The sequence below is a fragment of the Alteromonas nitratireducens genome (assembly GCF_040812025.1).
Taxonomy (GTDB): Bacteria; Pseudomonadota; Gammaproteobacteria; order Enterobacterales; family Alteromonadaceae; genus Alteromonas; species Alteromonas nitratireducens.
Window position 1 is genome coordinate 144,266 of sequence record NZ_JBFNPK010000005.1, and the last position, 20,806, is coordinate 165,071.

The window sequence follows — 20,806 nt, forward strand, 5'->3', positions numbered from 1 at the left end:
ACTTTATTGATAATAATTCTCATTTTCACTATTGTGATGATGAGAATGTACTTTATCTCTTCCAGTGACTCACACAACCGACATCAGGGAGGCCGTTATGCAGCAAAAGCAACATGCCCATGGCTCTGACTATATCTGGGTAAATGTACGACGCTCAGCACTCAGAAAAACGCTGGCCAGTGAAATGCTGCATGTCAGCGACATTCAGTGTGACTGTGCAGAAACCAAGAAGCAGCTGCAAACACTGCTGATGCAGGCCCTGTGTAAGTGTAAGGCCTGACTCAGCGACCTTTCTGAATAACGAACTGATAGGGCAGGTGGTCTGTCTGCGACGCCACCAGGGTATGCTCCATAAACCGACAGAACGCCGGGATGTCACGTTCGGTTGACGGGTCATCGGCGGCGATACTCAGCGTATCGCCATCGTCCATTTTACGAATCGCCAGGCGCACCATCATCACAGGCTCCGGACAGCGCAGCCCCGTCGCGTCGAGATGCTGGGAGGCGTTATCGTAGGCCTCGGTAAACGACGTGTCAGATGCCATATTGCTCACGATATGCACGAATTGCGTCTATCGCGTCCTGATGTTCGCCTTGCTCCTCCAGATAGGTAAGCACATCCGTTAATGTCACAATGGCAATCACGGTGGTCGAAAAATCCCGCTCAACTTCCTGAATGGCCGACAATTCGCCCTGGCCCCGCTCCTGTCGGTCAAGCGCAATCAGTACTCCGGACAACGTTGCGCCGTTACTTTCAATCAGCTGCATTGACTCTCGGATGGCTGTGCCTGCGGTGATTACATCATCCACCAGCATCACGTTACCGGTAAGCGGGCTGCCTACCAGGTTGCCCCCCTCACCATGCGTTTTGGCTTCTTTGCGGTTGAAGCAGTAGGGCACGTCTCTGTTGTGATGATCCGCCAGCGCCACTGCCGTTGTCGTGGCAATCGGGATCCCTTTGTATGCCGGACCGAATAAGACGTCGAATGCCACGCCAGCATCAGCCAGAGCACTGGCATAAAAACGGCCGAGTTTGGCCAGATCAGCCCCTGTGTTAAACAAGCCGGCATTGAAAAAGTACGGGCTCTTACGTCCTGATTTCAGGGTGAATTCGCCAAATTTCAGTACACCCCGTGCAATCGCAAATTCGATAAACTCGCGTTGGTACGCTTTCATGTCTGCTCCTTATGCCAGTGCGGCTTTCTGGATATCAAACAGCTCGCGCAGGCCGTGTTTGCCGAGTTCCAGCATTTCCTGCATTTCATCAAACGAGAACGGTTCACCCTCTGCCGTACCCTGCACTTCAATCAGGTGGCCGGTTTCGGTCATCACGATGTTCATGTCAGTCTCGGCGTCCGAATCTTCAAGGTATTCCAGGTCAGCAATCGGCGTACCTTTGTAAATACCTACCGACAGCGCGGCAATCATATGTTTCAGCGGATTTGCTTTGATCATGCCCTTGCTGCGCATGTGTGTCAGCGCATCTACCAGCGCGACACAGGCTCCGGTAATTGACGCCGTGCGCGTACCGCCATCCGCCTGCAGCACATCACAGTCCAGCGTAATGGTGTTTTCACCCAATAATTTCAGGTCAACTGCCGCACGCAGTGAGCGCGCGATAAGACGCTGAATTTCAAGCGTACGTCCGCCCTGCTTGCCCCGCGCTGCTTCGCGCGCGCTGCGGGTGTGGGTAGAACGCGGAAGCATGCTGTATTCCGCCGTGATCCAGCCTTTACCCTGGCCTTTCATAAAACGTGGCACGCCTTCTTCTACTGTCGCATTACACAGCACCTTGGTATTGCCGAATTCAACCAGTACGGACCCTTCTGCATGACAGGTGTATTGACGGGTTAGGGTGACCGGACGGATCTGGCTTGCGGTTCTGCCGCTTGGACGCATAGTAATCTCCTGAAAGTTGGTTTGGACAGTATTTGCCTGCAGTTCAGCGGCAAGTATAACGCACCAGACAGGACGGGTAGAAGGGAATGTGTGAAAATAGCCTGCTGCAACCGGCCTGATAGCCAGATTGCAGCAGAGAAAGAAAGGTTACTTCAGATGCGCAGACAGGAAGCTGGCAACCCGATCATAATAGGCCGCACGATTAGCTTCATCCCGAAAACCGTGAGATTCGGTTTCCTTGTAAAAGGTTTCATACCGTTTGTCTGCGGCCTGGAGCGCCTGCTCCAGTCGCTGTGCCTGCTCAAAAGGCACCCGGCGATCCTGCTTACCATGGGCTATCAGTACCGGCGCCTTGAGACTGCTTACGCGGTTTACCGGTGAAAACGCATTCAGGCGTTCATCATCGTCACCCAGCACCTTGTTCAGATACGCCGGCCCATACAGCATGTCAGGAATGTCACCAAGACGCTTCATCAGCGCCAGGTCATACACGCCGACATTGGCAATGACGCATTTGTACAGGTCAGGGGCCAGTGTGGCAGACATGACCGAGGCATAGCCACCGTAGCTGCCACCCATGATGCAAACCTTATCAGCGTCGATGTTTGGCTGAGCGGCCGCCCAGCGCGTGCCATCGATCACGTCGAACTGCATGGTATCGCCCCAGTGCTGATAACCGGCACGCTGGTAATTATCACCGTAGCCTGCAGAGCCGCGGTAATTCACGCGCAGTACGGCGTAGCCCTGTGATGCCAGCAGTTGCACCTCACGATCAAACAACCAGTAGTCACGCTGACCGTGCGGACCACCGTGTACCAGCGTCACCAGCGGCACTTTGTCAGTTTCAGTCATATCAACCGGATAGGTGATATAACCATGAATCATCATGCCATCACGCGCTTCAAAGCTCACCGGCACGGACTCAGCCATCAGGTTGATATCAAGGTGCTGCAGATTGGCAAACAGTTGTGTCAGGTGCTGCTTTTTACTGTCAAACAGGTAGAAGCTGCCGGCATCAATGTCGTTGCTGACATACACAATCCACTTGTCACCGTCATCTGAGCTGCTCGTCAGACTGACCCGATATCCTTCAAAGGTCGACAGGAGCGCTTTGAACAGCCCGGCTTCTTTGCCACTGTCATTGAACATCATGTACGACGGATAGCCGTCATCCACCCGCAGTGCATACACCGAGCTCTTATCCGGCGTGAAGTTGATACCGGAAATATCGACATTTTTGTCGGTGTAAATTTCCTTACGTTCGCCGGAGGTCAAATCGAGCGTATACAGGCCAAGCTTGTCACTGTCTTTGTTATCGAGGAAATATAACCTGGTCTCGTCATCATTTAACGCCAGTGGCGAAAAACGGCTGCCGAAGTCAGCAGACACTTCTTCCCAGGTATCACCAGTATAGCGATAGGTACGTTGCTGGTTATTCTCATCTTCACCGGTTGCCATTTTAAGCTCGCCGGCACGGTCGGTAATAAAAGCGGCGTCCTGAATAGGGGCCGTAGTAATTTTGCGCGACATGCGGCCGTTATAAATATTCAGACGATGAACGCGCGGAAGGTTCGAATGATCTTCGCTCATGGGCGTAGAGGAAATCAGGATATGATCAGGATCATCAGGCAGAACGTGAATAATGTCGCCCCAGCCATACTCTGCAACGGTCTTTTTCGTCAGTGACCCCGTTTGCATTTCGTCCCGGCCAGCCCTGGCGCCATAGATAATCTCAGGGCGCCCGCCATCATAGTCGACAGCAAACAGCTCGCCATAATCTTCCGGTTCTTCTTTCCATGGACGCCGGACCAGCATTTCCATTACCAGACGTTCATTGGTCGCCCAGTAGTAATTGCCGACTTCATTTCTGTCGCCCAGACTGACGCCACCGATATTTTTAAAGGTATTTACATCGAAAATGACCAGTTTACGGACACCTTCAACCATCACACCAACCGCCAGTTTCTTACCGTCAGGTGACAGTTTGGCTTCACTATAAAGGCTGGTTTTTGCCAGATCGGCAGGATTGAGAGCGACATCTGCGTTAACGCAGTGACTAACAAACAAGAAAAGTACAATAAATGCAGCGCGCATCATTATTATATCCCTATAACATTTTTCATTATTGGTGTGGGCTCCATGTCCCGATAGCATTAAATCATAAAATAAACAGAAAAAACCACTACTGTGCGACAGCACGAGTTTTTTCGTCTCCCATGCACACTGTTAGCCAGGTTATGGTAGTCTTAACCGTCCAGTCAGTTAATTCGGAAACGCACATGATCCATAGCATGACAGCCTTTGCCCGCCACGAAGAAAAACACCAATGGGGCACCGTCACCTGGGAAGTCAGGTCAGTTAACCAGCGCTTTTTGGAAACCTATTTCCGCCTGCCAGAGCAGTTCCGTGCGCTTGAGCCGGTATTACGCGAGCGGTTTAAAAAGCGGCTGACCCGGGGCAAAGTGGAATGTGCGCTGCGCTTTACCACCAATGAAGGCGCGGTGACCAAACTGAACCTGAATGAAGCACTGGCTAAGCAGGTTTTGCATGCCGCTGACTGGGTTCAGTCGCATGGCCAGTCTACCGGCGTGAACCCGCTGGATGTATTGCGCTGGCCGGGGGTCATTGCTGCCGAAGAAACCGATATGGATGCGATCCAGGCCGACATGCTGGAGGCTTTTGATAAAGCACTGACCGATTTCATCAGTGCCCGCGCCAGCGAAGGGGCATCACTGAAAACACTGATTGAGCAGCGCCTTGACGCCATCGTGGCCGAAGTAGACAAAGTCTCCGCGCTGATGCCGGACGTGCTCACCTGGCAACGAGAGAAAATTCAGGCTCGCTTTGAAGAAGCCAGGGTTGAACTGGATCCGGGTCGCTTCGAGCAGGAAATGATTTTGCTGGCACAAAAGGTGGACGTGGCGGAAGAACTGGACCGTCTGACCACCCACGTCAAAGAAACCCGTAACATCCTCAATAAAGGTGGCGCGTGCGGACGTCGGCTGGATTTCATGATGCAGGAGTTTAATCGCGAGTCGAATACGCTGGGGTCAAAGTCGATTAACCCGGAGATCACCCAGTCAGCGGTGGAGCTTAAAGTACTCATAGAGCAAATGCGTGAACAAATTCAGAATATTGAGTAATCCTTTGTCCGGCGTATGCCGGGTGCTGGTGGCGTTAGCCTGTCTGGCCGGAATGCCCGCGCAGGCACAGTCAGAGCAAGTCGGTCAGGTGCTGGATACGCTGCATGAGGCCGCTGCCAGGGCTGACGCAAGCCAGTATTTTTCGCTGTTTGCGAAGAATGCCACCTTCATCGGTACTGATGTCAGTGAGGTGTGGTCGGTAGAGGAATTTAAAGCCTACGCGATGCCGTATTTTGAGCAGGGCAAAGGCTGGACATACCATCCGAAAACCCGGCACATCTACTTTTCTGACGACGGACTCACAGCCTGGTTTGATGAAGTGCTCGAACATGCTACCTACGGAATAACCCGGGGTACCGGTGTCCTGCTGCGTCAGCAGGGTAACTGGAAGCTGGTGCAGTATCATCTGACCATTCCCATTCCTAATGCGCTGGCGCGCGATATCAGCGCTGAGATTAATGCCTATAGAAATGCGATGCCGTGACGTCCTGATCGCACATTCATCCGTATAATACCGCTAAACCATCTGTTCACTCTGTGTCTGTCTGCCGCAAGCGACAGGCCCGCTCCGTAGTAAAGAGGACTCCATGACATTGCGTGATGACCGCCATCTTCGTTGTTCTTCACTTTCACTCATCACGGCGATAAGCAGCATCAGTCTGTATGCCTGCCTGTCCGGTTCAGCAACAGCACAATCCGATGTCAGCGACATTGAGCGTATTACCACTATAGGATCCCGGCTTGAGGCGTCCGCCACCAGCATACCGCTGACTATCAGTGAGATTGACGAAGACGACATTGTTCGTGTATCACCGGCACACATTGAAGAAGTCCTGAAGTTTATTGCCGGCGCCGGCGTGCAGCGGGGTAACGGGCAGGAATATTTACCCGCGTTACGTTCACAGGTGTTCACCGGCGCTGGTGCCTGTGGCGGCTTGCTGACAGCAGAAGACGGGATCCCGCTGCGGGCTGCCGGCTTCTGTAACATTAACGAACTGTTTGAAGCCCATAGTGAAATGGCCCAGCGGATAGACGTTCTGAAAGGCCCCGGCACGGTACTTTATGGCTCAAACGCCGTCCATGGTGTGATTAATGTGGTAACGCCTGACACCACCCGCGACAGCGGCTTTGCCGGCATTGACTATGGATCGTACGGGTACACCCGGGCAAAGTTCCGCCAGGGCAAAGATTTTGGCAACCAGGGGATCGGCATCAATGCCAGTATCACCCGCGACAACGGTTACCGCGTGGATGAGGGCGTTGATCAGGAAAAGGTGAATCTGCGTTACCGCTATGACGCTGACAATGTGTCGGTAACCAGCGGGCTCACCTATACACACCTTGATCAGGATACCGCGGGCTATATTACCGGCTTTGAGAGCTATAAAGATGAACAGCTTGCACAGGGTAACGAAAACCCGGAGGCCTTCAGGAAAAACCGTGCGCTGCGACTGTGGAGCAACATTGCGTGGACGCTGAGCGACACCCAGCAGCTGTCGGTCACGCCATATTATCGCAATCAGGATATGACCTTTCTGATGCACTTTTTACCCGGTACCCCGCTGGAAACCAATGACCAGCACGGGGTAGGGATTCAGTCGCAATACCAACAGCAGTTGTCACAACACTGGCAACTTGAGGTGGGGCTGGATGCAGAAATGACCCGTGGCGGTCTTCGGCAGTTTCAGGAAAACCCGGTCAGCGGGTCAGCCTTCCTTGCCGAGACGGTGCCACAGGGGTTGCAGTATGATTACGATGTCGATGCAACACAGATTGCGCCCTTTGCATCACTTGCCTGGCAGCAGTCGGCCTGGACGGTCACCGTCGGTGCACGTTATGAGACCATGCACTATGACTACACCAATAATATGCTGGACGGTCGCACCCGCGATGACGGTTCGGCATGTGGTTTTGGGGGCTGTCGCTATTCCAGACCGCCGAGCGGTGAAAATCGTTACCATAACCTGAGTCCCAAGCTGGGTGTGTCTTACCGCTATTCAGCCTCGACCCGTCTCTATGCCAATCTTTCAAAGGGGTACCGGGCGCCACAGGCCACCGAATTATATCGTCTGCAACGCGAACAGCAGGTGGCGGACTTAGACAGTGAGAAAGCGACCAACCTGGAGATTGGCCTGAAAGGACACCATGCGGCGCTGCGTTACGGCATTGCCCTGTACAGCATGTATAAAGACAATGTGATTTTCCGTGACAGTGACTTTTTCAATGTAGACAACGGCAAGAGCCGCCATCGCGGCATTGAGGTGGAAGCCCGCTACCAGATGTCAGCGGCCTGGGATCTCACCGTTGCCGCTACCCACGCCAGGCATACCTACGACTATGACGACGTGCTGAACGGTATCAACATTCGTGGCAATGATATTGACACGGCCCCGCGTAACCTTGCCAATCTGCGTGTCGGCTGGAACATCACCAGCACCTCACGGGCTGAACTGGAATGGCAGCATGTGGGTAACTACTACACGGATCCTGAAAACCTGCATCGCTATGCCGGCCACGATGTCTTCAACCTGCGCACCTCAGCCAGTCTGACCGATGCACTGACCGTGTACGCGAGGGTTCTGAACCTGACCGATACCCGCTATGCAGAACGCGCTGACTTTACGGGCTTTACCGGTGACCGTTATTTTCCGGGATTACCCCGCCGGATAATGATTAGCCTGAATTACGACTGGTAATAAAAAAGGGCATCACAGGATGCCCTTTTTTTACGTTTTGATTCAGACATCGCTTTCACGAATAGGCTGGATCTCAAGCTCCACCCGACGGTTCATTTGCCGGTTGGCCGGCGTGTCATTTGGCACCTTGGGCTGGTATTCACCCATCCCCACAGACGTAATGCGCTGTGGATTCACACTGTAAGTGATAAGCACACTCTCAACGGCTTTGGCACGGCGCTCTGACAGTGCCTGGTTGTACTGCTCACTGCCGGTATCATCCGTGTGTCCTTTGATCATCAGGATGGTCTTTTCATATCGGTTCACAACGGTCGCCACATCGTTAAGCACCGGGTTGAAATTCGGGCTGACGGCTGCGCTGTCGGTGGCAAAGGTAATGTCGCCCGGCATGATCAGACGCAGATTGTCGCCCTCGCGGACAATATCCACACCGGTATCGGCCAGTTCTTCGCGCAGCGCTTCTTCCTGTTTGTCCATGTAACTGCCAATGGCACCACCCGCAATGGCACCGACCGCGGCACCCCAGACGTAGCGACTCTTATCATGATCGCCGGTTGCCTTACCCAGAATCGCTCCCACTACCGCGCCAATAGCAACGCCTTTTTGTGTGTTGGACGGGTTATTTGCGCAGCCGCCCAGTACCAGGGCAGAAGCAAGCGCGCCGACGAGTAATGTTGATTTCATAAATACCTCTTTATTCCTACGAGTTGTTCACCACGACCAGCAATTGTCATTCCATGTCATCGCATTGATAACACTATCCTTAGCATAGTCCAGCAAAGCTGAACGTAAGTTAAACAGCCAGCGTTTTTGTGCGGGAAATGGATGCCAGTGGAACCACTGGCATGTTGCCAAAAAGAGACAGGTTACGCTACCGCCACCGCGCGGTTGAAGAAGGCGTTAACATCGATGCGGTAATCACTGCCCAGTGCCGCTTTGACGATACGAAGCGCAGTGTCTGACGACAAATCGACGTCTTTGGGCTCCAGAAAGTGCCCGTTTCTCACCGAATAAAATACGCGAACGATCGGTGCAAGCGCAGATGCGGTCTGTTCAATCACCATCGCCAGACGCTCATTATTAAGCAGCACCAGGCTACCGACAGGATAAACCCCCATGCACTTAATAAACTGCTGAACGAGTTCTTTATCGAGCCGTTCGGGGCTGTCGGCCATCAGAATGGCAAACGCTTTCTGACTGGGCATACCGGCCTTGTAACAACGATCTGCGGTCAGCGCGTCATACATGTCAGCAACCGCCAGCATACGGCCCTGTCGGCTGATATTATCGCCCTTAACGCCTGCCGGATAACCCAGACCATCCAGACGTTCATGGTGCTCGCTTACAGTTCTGACCAGCGCGGCATCAATGTCCATCTCTTTAAGAAATTCGACACCATGTCTGACGTGGTCTTTCATGACCTGCATCTCTTCATCCGTCAGCCGGCCCGGCTTATGCAGAATTTCATCCGGGATCTGAATTTTGCCGATATCATGTAAAAAACCGGAATAGGCGAGATCTTCGACCTCCTGGTCACTCATTCCGAGATGACGCCCGAAATTCGCCAATAAAATAGCTACATTCAGTGAATGTTCCAGCAGATAGTCGTCTTTTTCCCGAATTTTAGTCAGGCAGAGCAGGGCATCAGGATTGCGATCAATCGAAGCCACCAGATTCTGCGAAAACTCACGGGGAATAGTGTCATCAAATGGCAGGCCATTTTGTACCGCCCGAAGCAGTTGTTTCTGAATATTCTTGCCCTGCGAATGCAGTTTTTTCGCGCGCGTAAGCTCTTCTTCAAGTGGCGGGCTTGGCTCTTCAGGCTCTGCCTGAGCAGGTTCAGCCTGAGCGACAACCGGGGCGGGCTCTTCGTCAGGGACAAACGCCCTGGAGGGGTCAATCACTACGGATTTCACCCCTTTGGCTTTTAATCCGGCAACGATAGCCTGTCGGGTAACGCGTCCTTTGCTTTTCACCTTGAGCTGACCCGACTGCTCAAGGATCTCCTGAACATACATACCGGGTTCGAGTTCATCAATGGTGATGACTTTAAGTGAAGTGTCCGTCATATTAATTAAACCTAAACTACTCAGGCTAAGCTACCCAAAAATATCCCGGCAGGCAAATAGTTTAGTAACGTAGTACGCCCAACAATTCATCCAGACGGGGCTGCCAGGCAAAGCGTGACATTGCTACACGATAGTGCATCACGACCACACCTTCTGCGGTCAGACGCGCTCGCTGTTCTTCGGCCGCATTACTGCCTGGGGCAAAGGCAATCTGACCGTTAGCACGCACGACCCGGTGCCAGGGAAGATCAGGCTCACCGGCTTGCCTTAGGCACCGCCCAACCAGACGTGCGCGGCCGGGCAACCCGGCGTAATCGGCCAGTTGTCCGTACCCCACCACATGGCCTGCAGGTACCAGTTTCAGTGTTTGTTTTATTTGATAACAGGGGTCCTGCTTGGGCATACTGCTCCTGTTTTAACGAGTTAAGTGCCTATGCGACGTTATTGTTCACATTGTGAATACCCGCTTTCTACCTGTGTCTGTGATGCCGTCCTGCCGCAGCACAGCCCGATAGACATTGTGGTCATTCAACACCCTAAAGAGCAGCAGCACGCGAAAAATACCGCACGGCTTCTGCCCCTTGCTTTACCGCAGGCTCACCTTATTGCCAGCGACGACAGCGAGACGTTAGCCGAATTCGCCGGGCAACTGACCGCTGGTAACAGTGTACTGATTTATCCGTCGGACGACAGTCGTCCTATTGAAAGCGTTTCACATGAAACATCCCGCCAGCTTACTCATCTGGTCCTCATCGATGGCAGCTGGCGACAGGCCTATGCCATTTTTCAGCAGCATCCATGGCTGGCGGCCCTGCCTGGCTATCACTTTACAACCGCACCTTCCTCACAGTACAGCATCCGTCATACGGCACGCGACGACAGCCTGTCTACGCTGGAGGCGGTTGCCTACAGCCTTGAGCAGCTTTTCTCCGTGGATACGGCACCACTGATACAGCTACAGAACGCCATGATAAAGAACTGGCAGGGCCCCGCTGCACACCGTCGTTAATGACCAAGCGGGACAAAGCCAGGAAGCGCCGAGATACGTTCCAGCCAGTGACGTACAGCAGGAAAGGCAGCCAAATCAAAGCCTCCCTCATGCGCCACGCTGGTATAGGCAAATAGCGAAATATCGGCAAGTGTGGGGCGGTCCGAGACGAAGAAACGATGGCTGGTAAGATGCTGCTCCATCACTTCCAGTGCCCGGTAACCCGCGGCAACTTTCTTTTCATATTCATCTCGGCGGGACGCCGGCAGCCCGAGGTAAACTTTGATAAAACGGGCTACCGCTATAGCCGGTTCATGACTGTATTGTTCGAAGTTCTGCCACTCCAGCATTTTGGCAAAATCATACCGCGATGCCGGGGTAAATATGGCCTTGTCGTCGAGGAAATAGAGGATCGCGTTAGATTCAGCGAGTACCCGGCCGTCGGGCAGCTCAATAATGGGTATCTTGCCGTTTGCTGACAGCGCCAGGAACGCCGGGTTCTGGGTTTCGCCCTTCATGATGTCGACGTCTGTCCACTCATACTCACGCTGCAACAGATGCAGCAGTAGTACCAGCTTGTAACAGTTACCGGAGCGCCGGTCGCCGTATATCCGCATTGTCAGGTTCCACTGTGAGAGTGTCGTTTCTGAACGTTACCGGCAGTTTGCCAATTAACCAAGCTTTTCAAGCAGGAAAATCAAAAACAATGACAGTGGCAACAGACTGAGGCTGAATACTAAGGTGCGCTTCTGCCGTCGCTTTATCACGTGTTTAGTCTGCTCACGCTGACACTGCAGCAACTCAAGCCGTTTGGAAGCGCTAAAACCCTGTCCCTCATGGCGGATCAGGGTATTGACTTTTTCATCGATGGCGGCGCGTGCCAGGCGTCCCAGCGCCCGTATTTTAACGTAACTACGGATTACCGGAATAAACAGATAAAGCACCAGCACGCCAGCGGTCATCACCACCAGCATAGAGTCGAGGGGGGTGATAGTGCGGTTGAACCAGAATATCGGAATAATCGCGATGACAATCAACGCAAAGTGCGTGTTTCTCAGTGCCATATCGAATACCGCGTTGTATATCGGCACGTCTTCGGGGGCCTGACGACTGCCTTTAAATGCCACAGAAAAGACGTAGTTTGTATTGGTGGTCACCTGTGTAATAAATAAAAGAAAAAACAGCCAGAAAGGAATTGCCACCAGTGTTATGCCAAAAACGGCCGCCTCGTCCATACGGGTAAACAGGCCTTCGCTGATGATGTAAAACAACGGCATCAACGGCGCGATAAATCCCACCACCAGCAGTTGAGAAACAAATTTTCGGCTTAAGGTTATTCGGTGATGCTCAAATTCCCCGCTCTGTTTTTGTAGCGTCAGAATATGTAGCAGCGTACTCGCAATGTTCTGGTGAACTGCCCGCACGCCGGCCCAGAAGACGCCGGTCAGCAGCGTCATCGCGATAGCAGTATTCATGTCGCGCTGTTGAGCTTCATTTTCGACTGGCCAGCGAATAGCATCTGTCCACAGGTGAAAGCAGAACGCCAGCAGCATAAAACAAACGGGGAACAGCCAGATATTCCCGGGGGTCAGGCGACCGTTGTAGTTACTGATACTCATCGATGTTTTGTTATCGAGCATAGTGCGTCGTGTAATCGTCTGAATCAGGCCGATAATGTTACCGAGTGTAGTGTGACACTATCAGAAAACCAAGCCGGCCGAAGGAGGCGTGGGAAAGAGAGTTGTAACAAAGTCTGTCATTGCAATAAAAAACCCGCCTGAAGGCGGGCTTTTTCGTGGCTATCTGACGCTTAACCGCGCAGCTTTTTAATAAGACGAAGCTGGGCAATTGCTTCGGCCAGCTCCTGAGCGGCTTCAGCATAGTTAAAGTCAGCGCCTGGATTGGCGATGTGCTCTTCGGCACGACGTTTGGCTTCTTCCGCGGCCTGCTCGTCAAGGTCATCTGCCCTGACTGCCGTATCAGCCAGCACGGTAACGGTGCCAGGCTGAACTTCTAAAAGTCCGCCAGCAACATAGATTAACTCTTCGTCACCAAACTGTTTTACCAAACGCACCATACCAGGCTTGATAGCAGAGATAAGTGGCGCGTGGCCCGGGTAGATACCCAGTTCACCTTCGCTGCCCGTCACCTGAATATGCTCTACGCGACCAGAGAAGATCTGCTTCTCTGCGCTTACCACATCCAGATGTACTGTCATTGCTGCCATAAGAACCTCCTGATTAGGTACCTAAGCGAGGGAAAAGGCTGGCGTTACACCAGCCGCTTCACACTTACGCTTTCTTGGCTTTTTCCACGGCTTCGTCGATTGAGCCAACCATGTAGAAGGCCTGCTCTGGCAGGTGATCGTACTCACCGTCCAGAATTGCTTTAAAGCCACCAATGGTGTCTTTCAGCGATACGTACTTACCAGGTGCACCGGTAAATACTTCAGCAACGAAGAACGGCTGAGACAGGAAGCGCTGGATCTTACGTGCACGGGATACGATCAGCTTATCGTCTTCTGACAGCTCGTCCATACCCAGGATAGCAATAATGTCTTTCAGCTCTTTATAGCGCTGAAGCACGGTTTGCACGCCACGTGCAACGTCATAGTGTTCCTGACCAATTACCAGCGGATCAAGCTGACGTGATGTAGAGTCCAGTGGATCTACCGCAGGGTAGATACCCAGAGACGCGATATCACGTGACAGTACAACCGTTGCATCAAGGTGAGCAAACGTGGTTGCTGGTGACGGGTCAGTCAGGTCGTCCGCAGGTACGTATACGGCCTGGATTGACGTGATAGAACCTGTCTTGGTTGAGGTAATACGTTCCTGAAGTACACCCATCTCTTCAGCCAGAGTAGGCTGATAACCTACCGCTGATGGCATACGACCAAGCAGTGCCGATACTTCGGTACCTGCCAGCGTATAACGATAAATGTTATCGACGAAGAACAGTACGTCACGGCCTTCATCACGGAACTTCTCAGCCATGGTCAGACCGGTCAGAGCAACACGCAGACGGTTACCCGGTGGTTCGTTCATCTGACCATAAACCAGAGATACTTTATCCAGAACGTTTGATTCGTTCATTTCGTGATAGAAGTCGTTACCCTCACGAGTACGCTCACCAACACCTGCGAATACTGAATAACCGCTGTGCTCGATAGCGATGTTACGGATAAGCTCCATCATGTTTACGGTTTTACCAACACCGGCACCACCGAACAGACCAACTTTACCACCCTTCGCGAACGGGCAGATCAGGTCGATAACCTTGATGCCGGTTTCCAGCAGCTCAACGGCGTTAGACTGATCTTCATAGCTTGGCGCCTCACGGTGAATAGACATACGCTCTTCTTCACCAATCGGGCCTGCTTCATCAATCGGGTTACCCAGTACGTCCATGATACGGCCCAGCGTTGCTGTACCGACCGGAACCATAATAGGCTCACCAGTATTTTCTACTGTCAGACCGCGACGCAGACCATCAGTAGTACCCAGAGCAATGGCACGAACAACGCCACCACCTAATTGCTGTTGCACTTCCAGGGTCAACCCGGCCAAGTCACCTTCGGTAACTTTCAGTGCGTCGTAAACTTTTGGTACCGCATCCTGTGGAAACTCGATGTCCACAACGGCGCCAATGATTTGGACGACCTTACCTTGACTCATAATTTGTCCTCGTTATCTCTTTTAAACCTTTGCCTACACCGCTGCGGCACCACCAACAATCTCACTGATTTCCTGTGTGATTGCGGCCTGACGTGCTTTGTTGTAAACCAGTTGCAACTCATCAATAAGGTTGCCGGCGTTATCGGTTGCTGCCTTCATGGCAACCATTCGCGCTGCCTGTTCTGCAGCCGCATTTTCTACAACACCCTGGTACACCTGAGACTCAATGTAACGAACCATCAGTGACTCGAGAATTTCTTTCGGGTCTGGCTCGTATATGTAGTCCCAGCGATGCTGATAGTCTTCGTCTTCTGACTTTGGCAAAGGCAATAACTGATTGATCACCGGTGACTGTGTCATGGTGTTCACAAAGTCGTTATAGACCAGGAAAACCCGATCCAGCTGACCTTCGTCGTATGCTTTCAGCATAACGCGAACAACCCCGACCACATCGCTCACTGAAGGCGCATCACCTAATCCCGATTCAGCAGCAAGTAACTTACCGCCAAAACGATTAAAGAAGGCACATGCTTTCGCTCCCAGTGCGGCGAAATCCACTTCTACACCCTGGTCGCGCCATTTTTTGACGTCCTGGGTTACCAGTTTGAACTCGTTTGTGTTTAAACCACCACATAAGCCCCGGTCAGTGGAAATCACGATATAACCAACACGTTTTACCTCACGCTCTTCCAGATAAGGATGGCGGTATTCGAGGTTACCGTTGGCAATGTGACCAATCACTTTAAGCATATTTTGTGCGTACGGACGGCCAGAAGCCATGCGTTCCTGCGCCTTTTTCATTTTGGACGCAGCAACCATTTCCATCGCACTGGTAATCTTTTGAGTATTTTTAATACTCCCAATCTTACCTTTTATTTCTTTACCGCTGGCCATGACTATCTCTCCAATTACATACGTTGATGCCGGCAGTGTCTAAGACAATGCCGGCCCATCGATTACCACGTTTGCGTTTCTTTGAACTTCGTCAGAGCGTCGTTCAGTTGCGCAGCAATCTCGTCGTTGTAATTACCTGTTTCGTTGATAGTCTTCATCAGGTCAGCGTGTTCGCTGTTCATGTAAGCGTGCAGTGCTGATTCAAAGTCGAGAACCTTGTTCAGCTCAACACCTTTCAGGAAGCCTTTTTCAACTGCGAACAGGGATACACCCATGTCTGCAATAGACAGTGGCGTATACTGTTTCTGTTTCATCAGCTCGGTTACCGTCTGACCGTGCTCAAGCTGTTCACGCGTTGCTTCATCCAGGTCAGAAGCAAACTGCGAGAACGCTGCCAGTTCACGATACTGTGCAAGCGCAAGACGGATACCACCACCCAGCTTTTTGATGATCTTGGTCTGTGCAGCACCACCAACACGCGATACCGAGATACCAGCGTTAACCGCTGGACGGATACCGGCGTTAAACAGGTCAGTTTCCAGGAAGATCTGACCGTCAGTAATCGAAATTACGTTGGTCGGAACGAACGCAGAAACGTCACCTGCCTGAGTTTCAATGATTGGCAGTGCAGTCAGTGAACCCGTTTGTCCTTTCACTTCGCCTTTGGTGTAGTTCTCAACGTACTGTTCGTTTACACGGGCAGCACGCTCAAGCAGGCGTGAGTGGAGGTAGAATACGTCACCAGGATAGGCTTCACGGCCCGGCGGACGACGCAGCAGCAGTGAAATCTGACGGTATGCAACAGCCTGCTTAGACAGGTCATCGTACACGATCAGGGCATCTTCACCGCGGTCACGGAAGTATTCACCCATGGTACAGCCAGAGTAAGGCGCCAGGTACTGCAGTGCAGCAGATTCAGACGCAGAAGCCGCAACCACAATGGTATGTTCCATTGCGCCGTGCTCTTCCAGCTTACGTACTACGTTAGAAATGGTTGACGCTTTCTGACCAACTGCTACGTACACACACTTAATGCCTGTACCTTTCTGGTTGATGATGGCGTCAACAGCCATAGCGGTTTTACCGGTCTGACGGTCACCGATGATCAGCTCACGCTGGCCACGGCCGATTGGAATCATCGAATCAACCGACTTGTAACCGGTCTGCACTGGCTGATCAACTGACTGACGCTCGATTACGCCAGGGGCAATTTTCTCAACCGGCTCAAAGCCGTCCGCGTCAATCGCGCCTTTACCGTCAATCGGCTCACCCAGCGTGTTAACAACACGACCAAGCAGGGCACGACCAACCGGTACTTCAAGAATACGGCCTGTAGATTGTACTTTTACGCCTTCCTGCAGGTCAGCGTAAGGACCCATTACAACCGCACCAACCGAGTCACGCTCGAGGTTCAGTGCAATTGCGTAGCGTCCGCCAGGAAGCTCAATCATCTCACCCTGCATGACATCTGCAAGGCCATGAATACGAATAATACCGTCGGTTACTGCGACAATGGTACCTTCGTTGCGTGCTTCACTGGTTACATTGAACTGTTCAATTCTCTTTTTGATCAGTTCTGCAATTTCAGTGGAATTAAGTTGCATGCTCTTATCCCCGTTATGCTTGCAACGCGTCTGATAGACGGTTCAGTTTCGACTTCACGGAACCATCAATCACTGTGTCACCGGCTTTGACAATCATGCCGGCAATCAGGTCAGGATCCACGTTACAATTAAGCTTCACTTTACGTGCCAAACGTTTTTCCAGCGCGCTGCTCAGTTCATTTTGCTGCGCGTCGGTCAGCGCTGACGCTGACGTCACTGTGACATCCACTGTTTTGTCGTAGTCGGCCTTGAAGGCGTCAAACAACGAGCAAATAGCGGGCAGTGCGGCTAAACGTTTATTTTCAGCCAGTACCTTAATCAGGTTCTGACCATGTTCATCGAGTTCTTCACCACAAACTTTGATGAAAATCTCAGCCAGTGACTCAGCGGCAATTGCACCGGTCAGTAGGTTATGGATTTCCTCATTGCTTGCGACAGCGCCGGCGAAGGTCAGCATGTGCTGCCATTTGTCTACGGCGCTGTGCTCGACGGCAAAATCGAAAGCAGCTTTAGCATAGGGACGAGCGACGGTTGTCAGTTCAGACATGGCTCATCTCCTTTATTAAAGCTCAGCGACAAGTTTTTCAACAATGTCGTTTTGTGCATTGGCATCGATTTCGCGCTGAAGAATCTGCTGTGCACCAGCCACCGCCAGAGCGGCAACCTGCTTACGCAGTTCTTCTTTGGCACGATTGCGTTCAGCTTCAATCTCGGCATAACCGGACGCGATAATTTTCTCGCGTTCCGCATGGCCTTTCTGCGTTTCTTCGTCAACCAGTTGGTTGGCGCGCTTTTTGGCCTGCTCGATAATTTCAGCTGCTTGCGCTTTCGCATCTTTCAGTTGCTCGGTGGCTTTCGCCTGTGCGAGCTCAAGATCTTTCTCAGCACGTTCAGAAGCTTCCAGCCCATCGGCGATTTTCTTCTGACGTTCTTCAATCGCTGCAATCAGCGGTGGCCACACATATTTCATGCAGAACACCACGAAAACAACGAAGGCGATCAATTGACCTATAAAAGTGGCATTGAAGTTCACAATCGCCCCTCCTCAATAAAGTTCGCAGTTATGGTTGTCAGGTTTATGCACCAACAGCGAACAAGAGGTACAGAGCGATACCAACACCGATCATCGCGATGGCGTCGATCAGACCCGCTACGATGAACATTTTAACTTGCAGTTGAGGGGCCAGTTCTGGTTGACGAGCAGCAGATTCCAGGAATTTACCACCCAGCAGACCGAAACCAATAGCGGTACCCAGGGCACCCAGACCAATCAGTAGTGCAGCAGCGATGTATAACATTTACGTCTCCGATTTAAGTTATTAATAGTTAAAGTTAAAAGGGTAACTCGTTAAAAAGCAGCGTAGGTCATTTCCAGGTCTGACTTACGCTGCCAGTACTTCTTAATGGTCCTCGCTGGCCAGGCTCAGATACACGATGGTCAGCATCATGAAAATGAACGCCTGCAGCGGCAGAACCAGAATATGGAACACAGCCCACATGAAATGCAGTGGCAGCTGCGCCAGTCCGATTGTCGCAATCAGAATAAAAATCAGTTCACTGGCGTACAGGTTACCGAACAAACGCAGTGCAAGAGACAACGGGCGAGCCAGTAACGTAACCGTTTCCAGAATAAAGTTGACCGGGATAAATACCGGGTGACCGAAAGGCTGCATGGTCAGTTCTTTGGTGAAACCGCCAATGCCTTTCATCTTGATTGAATAGTACAGGATCAGAATAAATACGCCTGCAGCCAGAGCAAATGTCAGGTTCAGGTCAGTAGTAGGTACCGCTTTGTTATAAACATCATGCGGATCCATACCAAATGCCAGCGATCCAATCTGGCCAGAAATCCATGGGATCAAATCGACAGGAACCAAATCCATCAGGTTCATCAGCAGCACCCACATGAAAATGGTCAGTGCCAGCGGCGCAATCAGTCCGCTCTTGCCGTGATAGGTACTTTTAACGTTGTCGTCAACGAACTCAATGATCATTTCGACAAACGCCTGCATTTTACCCGGTACGCCGGTGGTTGCTTTTTTAGCAACACGCCCGAACAGCCACAGGAAAAGAATGCCTAAACCCACAGACCAGCCCAGTGTATCGATGTGTAATGCCCAGAAACCGGCATCAGCACAGTTGCTGTTAAACGCAACGCCGCTGTCGGTTGAGCACATCGTGGCATTGGTCAAGTGGTGCTTGATATATTCTGAGGTAGTGTATTCAGATGCCATTGTTAAACCCAAGTTGTAAAGTGTAATTCGTTTTTTGTTCCGGCGACGCAACGTTTGTGTCGTGCCTTTTTGGCGCTATGGTTTTATTCCGTTCTGTCGGAACCATACCGGAACAGCGCAAACACCTGGCTTGCGGTTGTCAGCGCGAATGCAATAAATACCTCGACCGGCGATGCTTTTAATCCGGCAAACGCGATGATAAATAATACGATTGTCAGCGCCAGTTTTACCCTGACGCCCTGGCCGAAACTCTTGTTGACCAGGTTATTTTGTGTTGCACCGGCATAGCGAAACGCGAAGCCTGCAAAAATAAATGACGGCAGTATGCTGATTACCGCCCCGGCAGCGACCGACGTCGCACTGTGCCAGGACCCTGAACCTGCGGCCACCAGAACAAGAAATACAGCTGTAAAAACTTGAATAATAAGGCATTTTTTAGCAAGGTTTCGCCCCGGCTGAGCTAACTTATTATTCACGGTGGATCACTGCGTATTCTCGTCCAATAAAAAGCGTCAGAAGTATACTGTTTTACCGATTATTTTCAACAACCCAACGCTTTTTGAAAGTTATCCTGAAAATTTTCTGTTCTGATAACGAATTAAGTCTGCGCTAGTGTACCTGAAAAAGCGTGCCCTGTAACCATAAGAAGGACACGCCTTAGCGGTCGATGAGGAAGATTGTAACCTACTGAATTTTAGAAATAATTCCATCCAGTTGGTCGAGGTCATTGAAGCTGATGACCATTTTGCCTTTGCCTTTTGCATTATGGTCAATAGTGACCTGTGCGCCCAGCGTTTCTGACAAACGGTTAATCAGACTTTTTACATCCGGGTCGATGTGTTTTTCAGGCTTTTCTTTTGGCGGCTCAAGCAGCTTTTTTACCAATTTTTCGGTGTCACGCACGGTCAGTCCCTTGCCGGATACTGTTTGTGCTGCCTGTGACTGCAAATCACCTTCCAGGGCAAGCAGTGCTCGCGCATGACCCATTTCAATATCACCATGCTCAACCAGCAGCTTTACGTCATCGTTGAGGTTATTCAGACGCAGCAGGTTGGTTACCGTGGTGCGGGATTTCCCCACCGCCTCAGCCACCTGGGCGTGAGTGAGTTCGAACTCGTTCATCAGGCGGTCCAGTGCGGTGGCTTCTTCCATCGCATTAAGGTCTTCACGCTGAATGTTTTCTATCAGCGCAATGGCCACCGCCGCTTCATCCGCGACGTTCTTAATCAGACACGGGACATCATCGAGCTGGGCAAGCTGAGCAGCACGCCAGCGACGCTCACCAGCGATAATTTCATACCGGTGGTGGTCTGTCTGACGCACTACGATGGGCTGAATCACACCTTGAGAGCGAATCGATGATGCCAGTTCCTCAAGGGCTTCCGGGGACATATCCTTTCGCGGCTGGTATTTACCGGGAACCAGATACTCAATAGGCAGCTTGCTCAGTTCACTGCGACTGTCACCGGCGGTATCGCCGTCTGCCCGTGATGATGACTGACTGGTGGCCAGAAGCGCGTCCAGACCCCGTCCTAATCCACGTTTTTTTGCTGACATCGTTTCCTCTATGACACTGACGTTAGCGTCGGCTGCTCGTGATTT

The 20,806-nt window shown here is 51.7% G+C and carries 24 protein-coding genes; 5 read left to right on the top strand and 19 right to left on the bottom strand.

Going from position 1 to position 20,806, the window contains the following annotated elements:
• Positions 1–97: 97 nt before the first annotated feature.
• A complete protein-coding gene (locus AB1N33_RS06700; protein ID WP_411270771.1) occupies positions 98–280 on the top strand; it encodes a hypothetical protein in 183 nt (60 codons plus the stop codon).
• A 1-nt stretch (position 281) separates the two neighbouring features.
• On the opposite strand, the gene tusA is transcribed toward AB1N33_RS06700, so the two are convergent.
• The 4 genes from tusA to AB1N33_RS06720 all read right to left on the bottom strand — a co-directional run bounded on the left by tusA (position 282) and on the right by AB1N33_RS06720 (position 3,996).
• Positions 282–545, bottom strand: coding sequence for a sulfurtransferase TusA (tusA, locus tag AB1N33_RS06705; RefSeq protein WP_411270772.1), 264 nt, complete (start codon positions 543–545; stop codon positions 282–284).
• On the bottom strand, positions 535–1,176 hold the full coding sequence (gene pyrE, locus AB1N33_RS06710; RefSeq protein WP_411270773.1) for an orotate phosphoribosyltransferase: 642 nt from the start codon (positions 1,174–1,176) through the stop codon (positions 535–537). The genes tusA and pyrE overlap by 11 nt, the downstream gene beginning before the upstream one ends.
• 9 nt (positions 1,177–1,185) lie before the next feature.
• The gene (rph, locus tag AB1N33_RS06715) at positions 1,186–1,899 is read right to left on the bottom strand and encodes a ribonuclease PH (RefSeq protein ID WP_411270774.1); all 714 of its coding nucleotides are present in this window, start codon (positions 1,897–1,899) and stop codon (positions 1,186–1,188) included.
• Positions 1,900–2,046: 147 nt separating this feature from the next.
• A complete protein-coding gene (locus tag AB1N33_RS06720) occupies positions 2,047–3,996 on the bottom strand; it encodes a S9 family peptidase (protein WP_411270775.1) in 1,950 nt (649 codons plus the stop codon).
• 182 nt (positions 3,997–4,178) lie between these two features.
• Between AB1N33_RS06720 and AB1N33_RS06725 the strand changes: the two genes are divergently transcribed.
• From AB1N33_RS06725 to AB1N33_RS06735, 3 genes are all read left to right on the top strand, one after another.
• Complete coding sequence (locus tag AB1N33_RS06725; protein WP_411270776.1) at positions 4,179–5,042, top strand: YicC/YloC family endoribonuclease; 864 nt, start codon at positions 4,179–4,181, stop codon at positions 5,040–5,042.
• A complete protein-coding gene (locus AB1N33_RS06730) occupies positions 5,017–5,526 on the top strand; it encodes a nuclear transport factor 2 family protein (protein WP_411270777.1) in 510 nt (169 codons plus the stop codon). Before AB1N33_RS06725 ends, AB1N33_RS06730 begins: the two co-directional genes overlap by 26 nt.
• A gap of 103 nt (positions 5,527–5,629) precedes the next feature.
• Positions 5,630–7,738: a TonB-dependent receptor family protein gene (locus AB1N33_RS06735; RefSeq protein WP_411270778.1), complete on the top strand. Its 2,109-nt coding sequence runs from the start codon at positions 5,630–5,632 to the stop codon at positions 7,736–7,738.
• 42 nt (positions 7,739–7,780) lie between these two features.
• On the opposite strand, the gene AB1N33_RS06740 is transcribed toward AB1N33_RS06735, so the two are convergent.
• The 3 genes from AB1N33_RS06740 to AB1N33_RS06750 form a co-directional block, all read right to left on the bottom strand.
• Entirely contained in the window at positions 7,781–8,422 is a 642-nt protein-coding gene (locus AB1N33_RS06740) for a YiaD family glycine zipper/OmpA-like lipoprotein (RefSeq protein WP_411270779.1), read from the bottom strand.
• Positions 8,423–8,604: 182 nt separating this feature from the next.
• Complete coding sequence (locus tag AB1N33_RS06745) at positions 8,605–9,807, bottom strand: cyclic di-GMP phosphodiesterase (protein ID WP_411270780.1); 1,203 nt, start codon at positions 9,805–9,807, stop codon at positions 8,605–8,607.
• Positions 9,808–9,868: 61 nt separating this feature from the next.
• Entirely contained in the window at positions 9,869–10,210 is a 342-nt protein-coding gene (locus tag AB1N33_RS06750; RefSeq protein WP_411270781.1) for an MGMT family protein, read from the bottom strand.
• 30 nt (positions 10,211–10,240) lie between these two features.
• Here AB1N33_RS06750 and AB1N33_RS06755 point away from each other — a divergent pair, with 30 nt between their 5' ends.
• On the top strand, positions 10,241–10,816 hold the full coding sequence (locus AB1N33_RS06755) for a tRNA-uridine aminocarboxypropyltransferase (RefSeq protein ID WP_411270782.1): 576 nt from the start codon (positions 10,241–10,243) through the stop codon (positions 10,814–10,816).
• Here AB1N33_RS06755 and AB1N33_RS06760 read toward each other — a convergent pair.
• From AB1N33_RS06760 to AB1N33_RS06815, 12 genes are all read right to left on the bottom strand, one after another.
• Positions 10,813–11,412 carry a glutathione S-transferase family protein gene (locus tag AB1N33_RS06760; protein WP_411270783.1) on the bottom strand — a complete coding sequence of 200 codons (600 nt, stop codon included), beginning with the start codon at positions 11,410–11,412 and terminating at the stop codon, positions 10,813–10,815. The two genes, AB1N33_RS06755 and AB1N33_RS06760, sit on opposite strands and share 4 nt — an antisense overlap.
• Positions 11,413–11,466: 54 nt before the next feature.
• The gene (locus AB1N33_RS06765) at positions 11,467–12,435 is read right to left on the bottom strand and encodes a hypothetical protein (RefSeq protein WP_411270784.1); all 969 of its coding nucleotides are present in this window, start codon (positions 12,433–12,435) and stop codon (positions 11,467–11,469) included.
• A 170-nt stretch (positions 12,436–12,605) separates the two neighbouring features.
• Positions 12,606–13,022: a F0F1 ATP synthase subunit epsilon gene (locus tag AB1N33_RS06770; RefSeq protein WP_411270785.1), complete on the bottom strand. Its 417-nt coding sequence runs from the start codon at positions 13,020–13,022 to the stop codon at positions 12,606–12,608.
• Positions 13,023–13,086: 64 nt separating this feature from the next.
• Positions 13,087–14,472, bottom strand: coding sequence for a F0F1 ATP synthase subunit beta (atpD, locus tag AB1N33_RS06775; protein ID WP_411270786.1), 1,386 nt, complete (start codon positions 14,470–14,472; stop codon positions 13,087–13,089).
• A 33-nt stretch (positions 14,473–14,505) separates the two neighbouring features.
• On the bottom strand, positions 14,506–15,366 hold the full coding sequence (gene atpG / locus AB1N33_RS06780) for a F0F1 ATP synthase subunit gamma (protein ID WP_411270787.1): 861 nt from the start codon (positions 15,364–15,366) through the stop codon (positions 14,506–14,508).
• A gap of 62 nt (positions 15,367–15,428) precedes the next feature.
• Positions 15,429–16,970: a F0F1 ATP synthase subunit alpha gene (gene atpA, locus AB1N33_RS06785; RefSeq protein ID WP_411270788.1), complete on the bottom strand. Its 1,542-nt coding sequence runs from the start codon at positions 16,968–16,970 to the stop codon at positions 15,429–15,431.
• A gap of 13 nt (positions 16,971–16,983) precedes the next feature.
• Positions 16,984–17,517 carry a F0F1 ATP synthase subunit delta gene (gene atpH / locus AB1N33_RS06790; RefSeq protein WP_411270789.1) on the bottom strand — a complete coding sequence of 178 codons (534 nt, stop codon included), beginning with the start codon at positions 17,515–17,517 and terminating at the stop codon, positions 16,984–16,986.
• A gap of 15 nt (positions 17,518–17,532) precedes the next feature.
• Positions 17,533–18,003 carry a F0F1 ATP synthase subunit B gene (gene atpF / locus AB1N33_RS06795; protein WP_411270790.1) on the bottom strand — a complete coding sequence of 157 codons (471 nt, stop codon included), beginning with the start codon at positions 18,001–18,003 and terminating at the stop codon, positions 17,533–17,535.
• A gap of 43 nt (positions 18,004–18,046) precedes the next feature.
• Positions 18,047–18,268: a F0F1 ATP synthase subunit C gene (atpE, locus tag AB1N33_RS06800; protein WP_032095247.1), complete on the bottom strand. Its 222-nt coding sequence runs from the start codon at positions 18,266–18,268 to the stop codon at positions 18,047–18,049.
• Between the two features lie 102 nt (positions 18,269–18,370).
• Complete coding sequence (atpB, locus tag AB1N33_RS06805; RefSeq protein WP_411270791.1) at positions 18,371–19,204, bottom strand: F0F1 ATP synthase subunit A; 834 nt, start codon at positions 19,202–19,204, stop codon at positions 18,371–18,373.
• Positions 19,205–19,287: 83 nt separating this feature from the next.
• Positions 19,288–19,680, bottom strand: coding sequence for an ATP synthase subunit I (locus AB1N33_RS06810; protein ID WP_411270792.1), 393 nt, complete (start codon positions 19,678–19,680; stop codon positions 19,288–19,290).
• 208 nt (positions 19,681–19,888) lie between these two features.
• On the bottom strand, positions 19,889–20,761 hold the full coding sequence (locus AB1N33_RS06815; protein WP_411270793.1) for a ParB/RepB/Spo0J family partition protein: 873 nt from the start codon (positions 20,759–20,761) through the stop codon (positions 19,889–19,891).
• Positions 20,762–20,806 lie beyond the last annotated feature (45 nt).

Coding starts and splice junctions, on each gene's coding strand:
- rph (WP_411270774.1), bottom strand. CDS start 1,899: ATGCGTCCAAGCGGCAGAACCGCAAGCCAGATCCGTCCGGTCACCCTA.
- AB1N33_RS06760 (WP_411270783.1), bottom strand. CDS start 11,412: ATGCGGATATACGGCGACCGGCGCTCCGGTAACTGTTACAAGCTGGTA.
- AB1N33_RS06765 (WP_411270784.1), bottom strand. CDS start 12,435: ATGCTCGATAACAAAACATCGATGAGTATCAGTAACTACAACGGTCGC.
- AB1N33_RS06750 (WP_411270781.1), bottom strand. CDS start 10,210: ATGCCCAAGCAGGACCCCTGTTATCAAATAAAACAAACACTGAAACTG.
- atpG (WP_411270787.1), bottom strand. CDS start 15,366: ATGGCCAGCGGTAAAGAAATAAAAGGTAAGATTGGGAGTATTAAAAAT.
- AB1N33_RS06755 (WP_411270782.1), top strand. CDS start 10,241: ATGCGACGTTATTGTTCACATTGTGAATACCCGCTTTCTACCTGTGTC.
- tusA (WP_411270772.1), bottom strand. CDS start 545: ATGGCATCTGACACGTCGTTTACCGAGGCCTACGATAACGCCTCCCAG.
- AB1N33_RS06770 (WP_411270785.1), bottom strand. CDS start 13,022: ATGGCAGCAATGACAGTACATCTGGATGTGGTAAGCGCAGAGAAGCAG.
- atpB (WP_411270791.1), bottom strand. CDS start 19,204: ATGGCATCTGAATACACTACCTCAGAATATATCAAGCACCACTTGACC.
- atpD (WP_411270786.1), bottom strand. CDS start 14,472: ATGAGTCAAGGTAAGGTCGTCCAAATCATTGGCGCCGTTGTGGACATC.
- atpE (WP_032095247.1), bottom strand. CDS start 18,268: ATGTTATACATCGCTGCTGCACTACTGATTGGTCTGGGTGCCCTGGGT.
- AB1N33_RS06740 (WP_411270779.1), bottom strand. CDS start 8,422: ATGAAATCAACATTACTCGTCGGCGCGCTTGCTTCTGCCCTGGTACTG.
- atpA (WP_411270788.1), bottom strand. CDS start 16,970: ATGCAACTTAATTCCACTGAAATTGCAGAACTGATCAAAAAGAGAATT.
- AB1N33_RS06735 (WP_411270778.1), top strand. CDS start 5,630: ATGACATTGCGTGATGACCGCCATCTTCGTTGTTCTTCACTTTCACTC.
- pyrE (WP_411270773.1), bottom strand. CDS start 1,176: ATGAAAGCGTACCAACGCGAGTTTATCGAATTTGCGATTGCACGGGGT.
- AB1N33_RS06725 (WP_411270776.1), top strand. CDS start 4,179: ATGATCCATAGCATGACAGCCTTTGCCCGCCACGAAGAAAAACACCAA.
- AB1N33_RS06700 (WP_411270771.1), top strand. CDS start 98: ATGCAGCAAAAGCAACATGCCCATGGCTCTGACTATATCTGGGTAAAT.
- AB1N33_RS06720 (WP_411270775.1), bottom strand. CDS start 3,996: ATGATGCGCGCTGCATTTATTGTACTTTTCTTGTTTGTTAGTCACTGC.
- atpH (WP_411270789.1), bottom strand. CDS start 17,517: ATGTCTGAACTGACAACCGTCGCTCGTCCCTATGCTAAAGCTGCTTTC.
- AB1N33_RS06745 (WP_411270780.1), bottom strand. CDS start 9,807: ATGACGGACACTTCACTTAAAGTCATCACCATTGATGAACTCGAACCC.
- AB1N33_RS06815 (WP_411270793.1), bottom strand. CDS start 20,761: ATGTCAGCAAAAAAACGTGGATTAGGACGGGGTCTGGACGCGCTTCTG.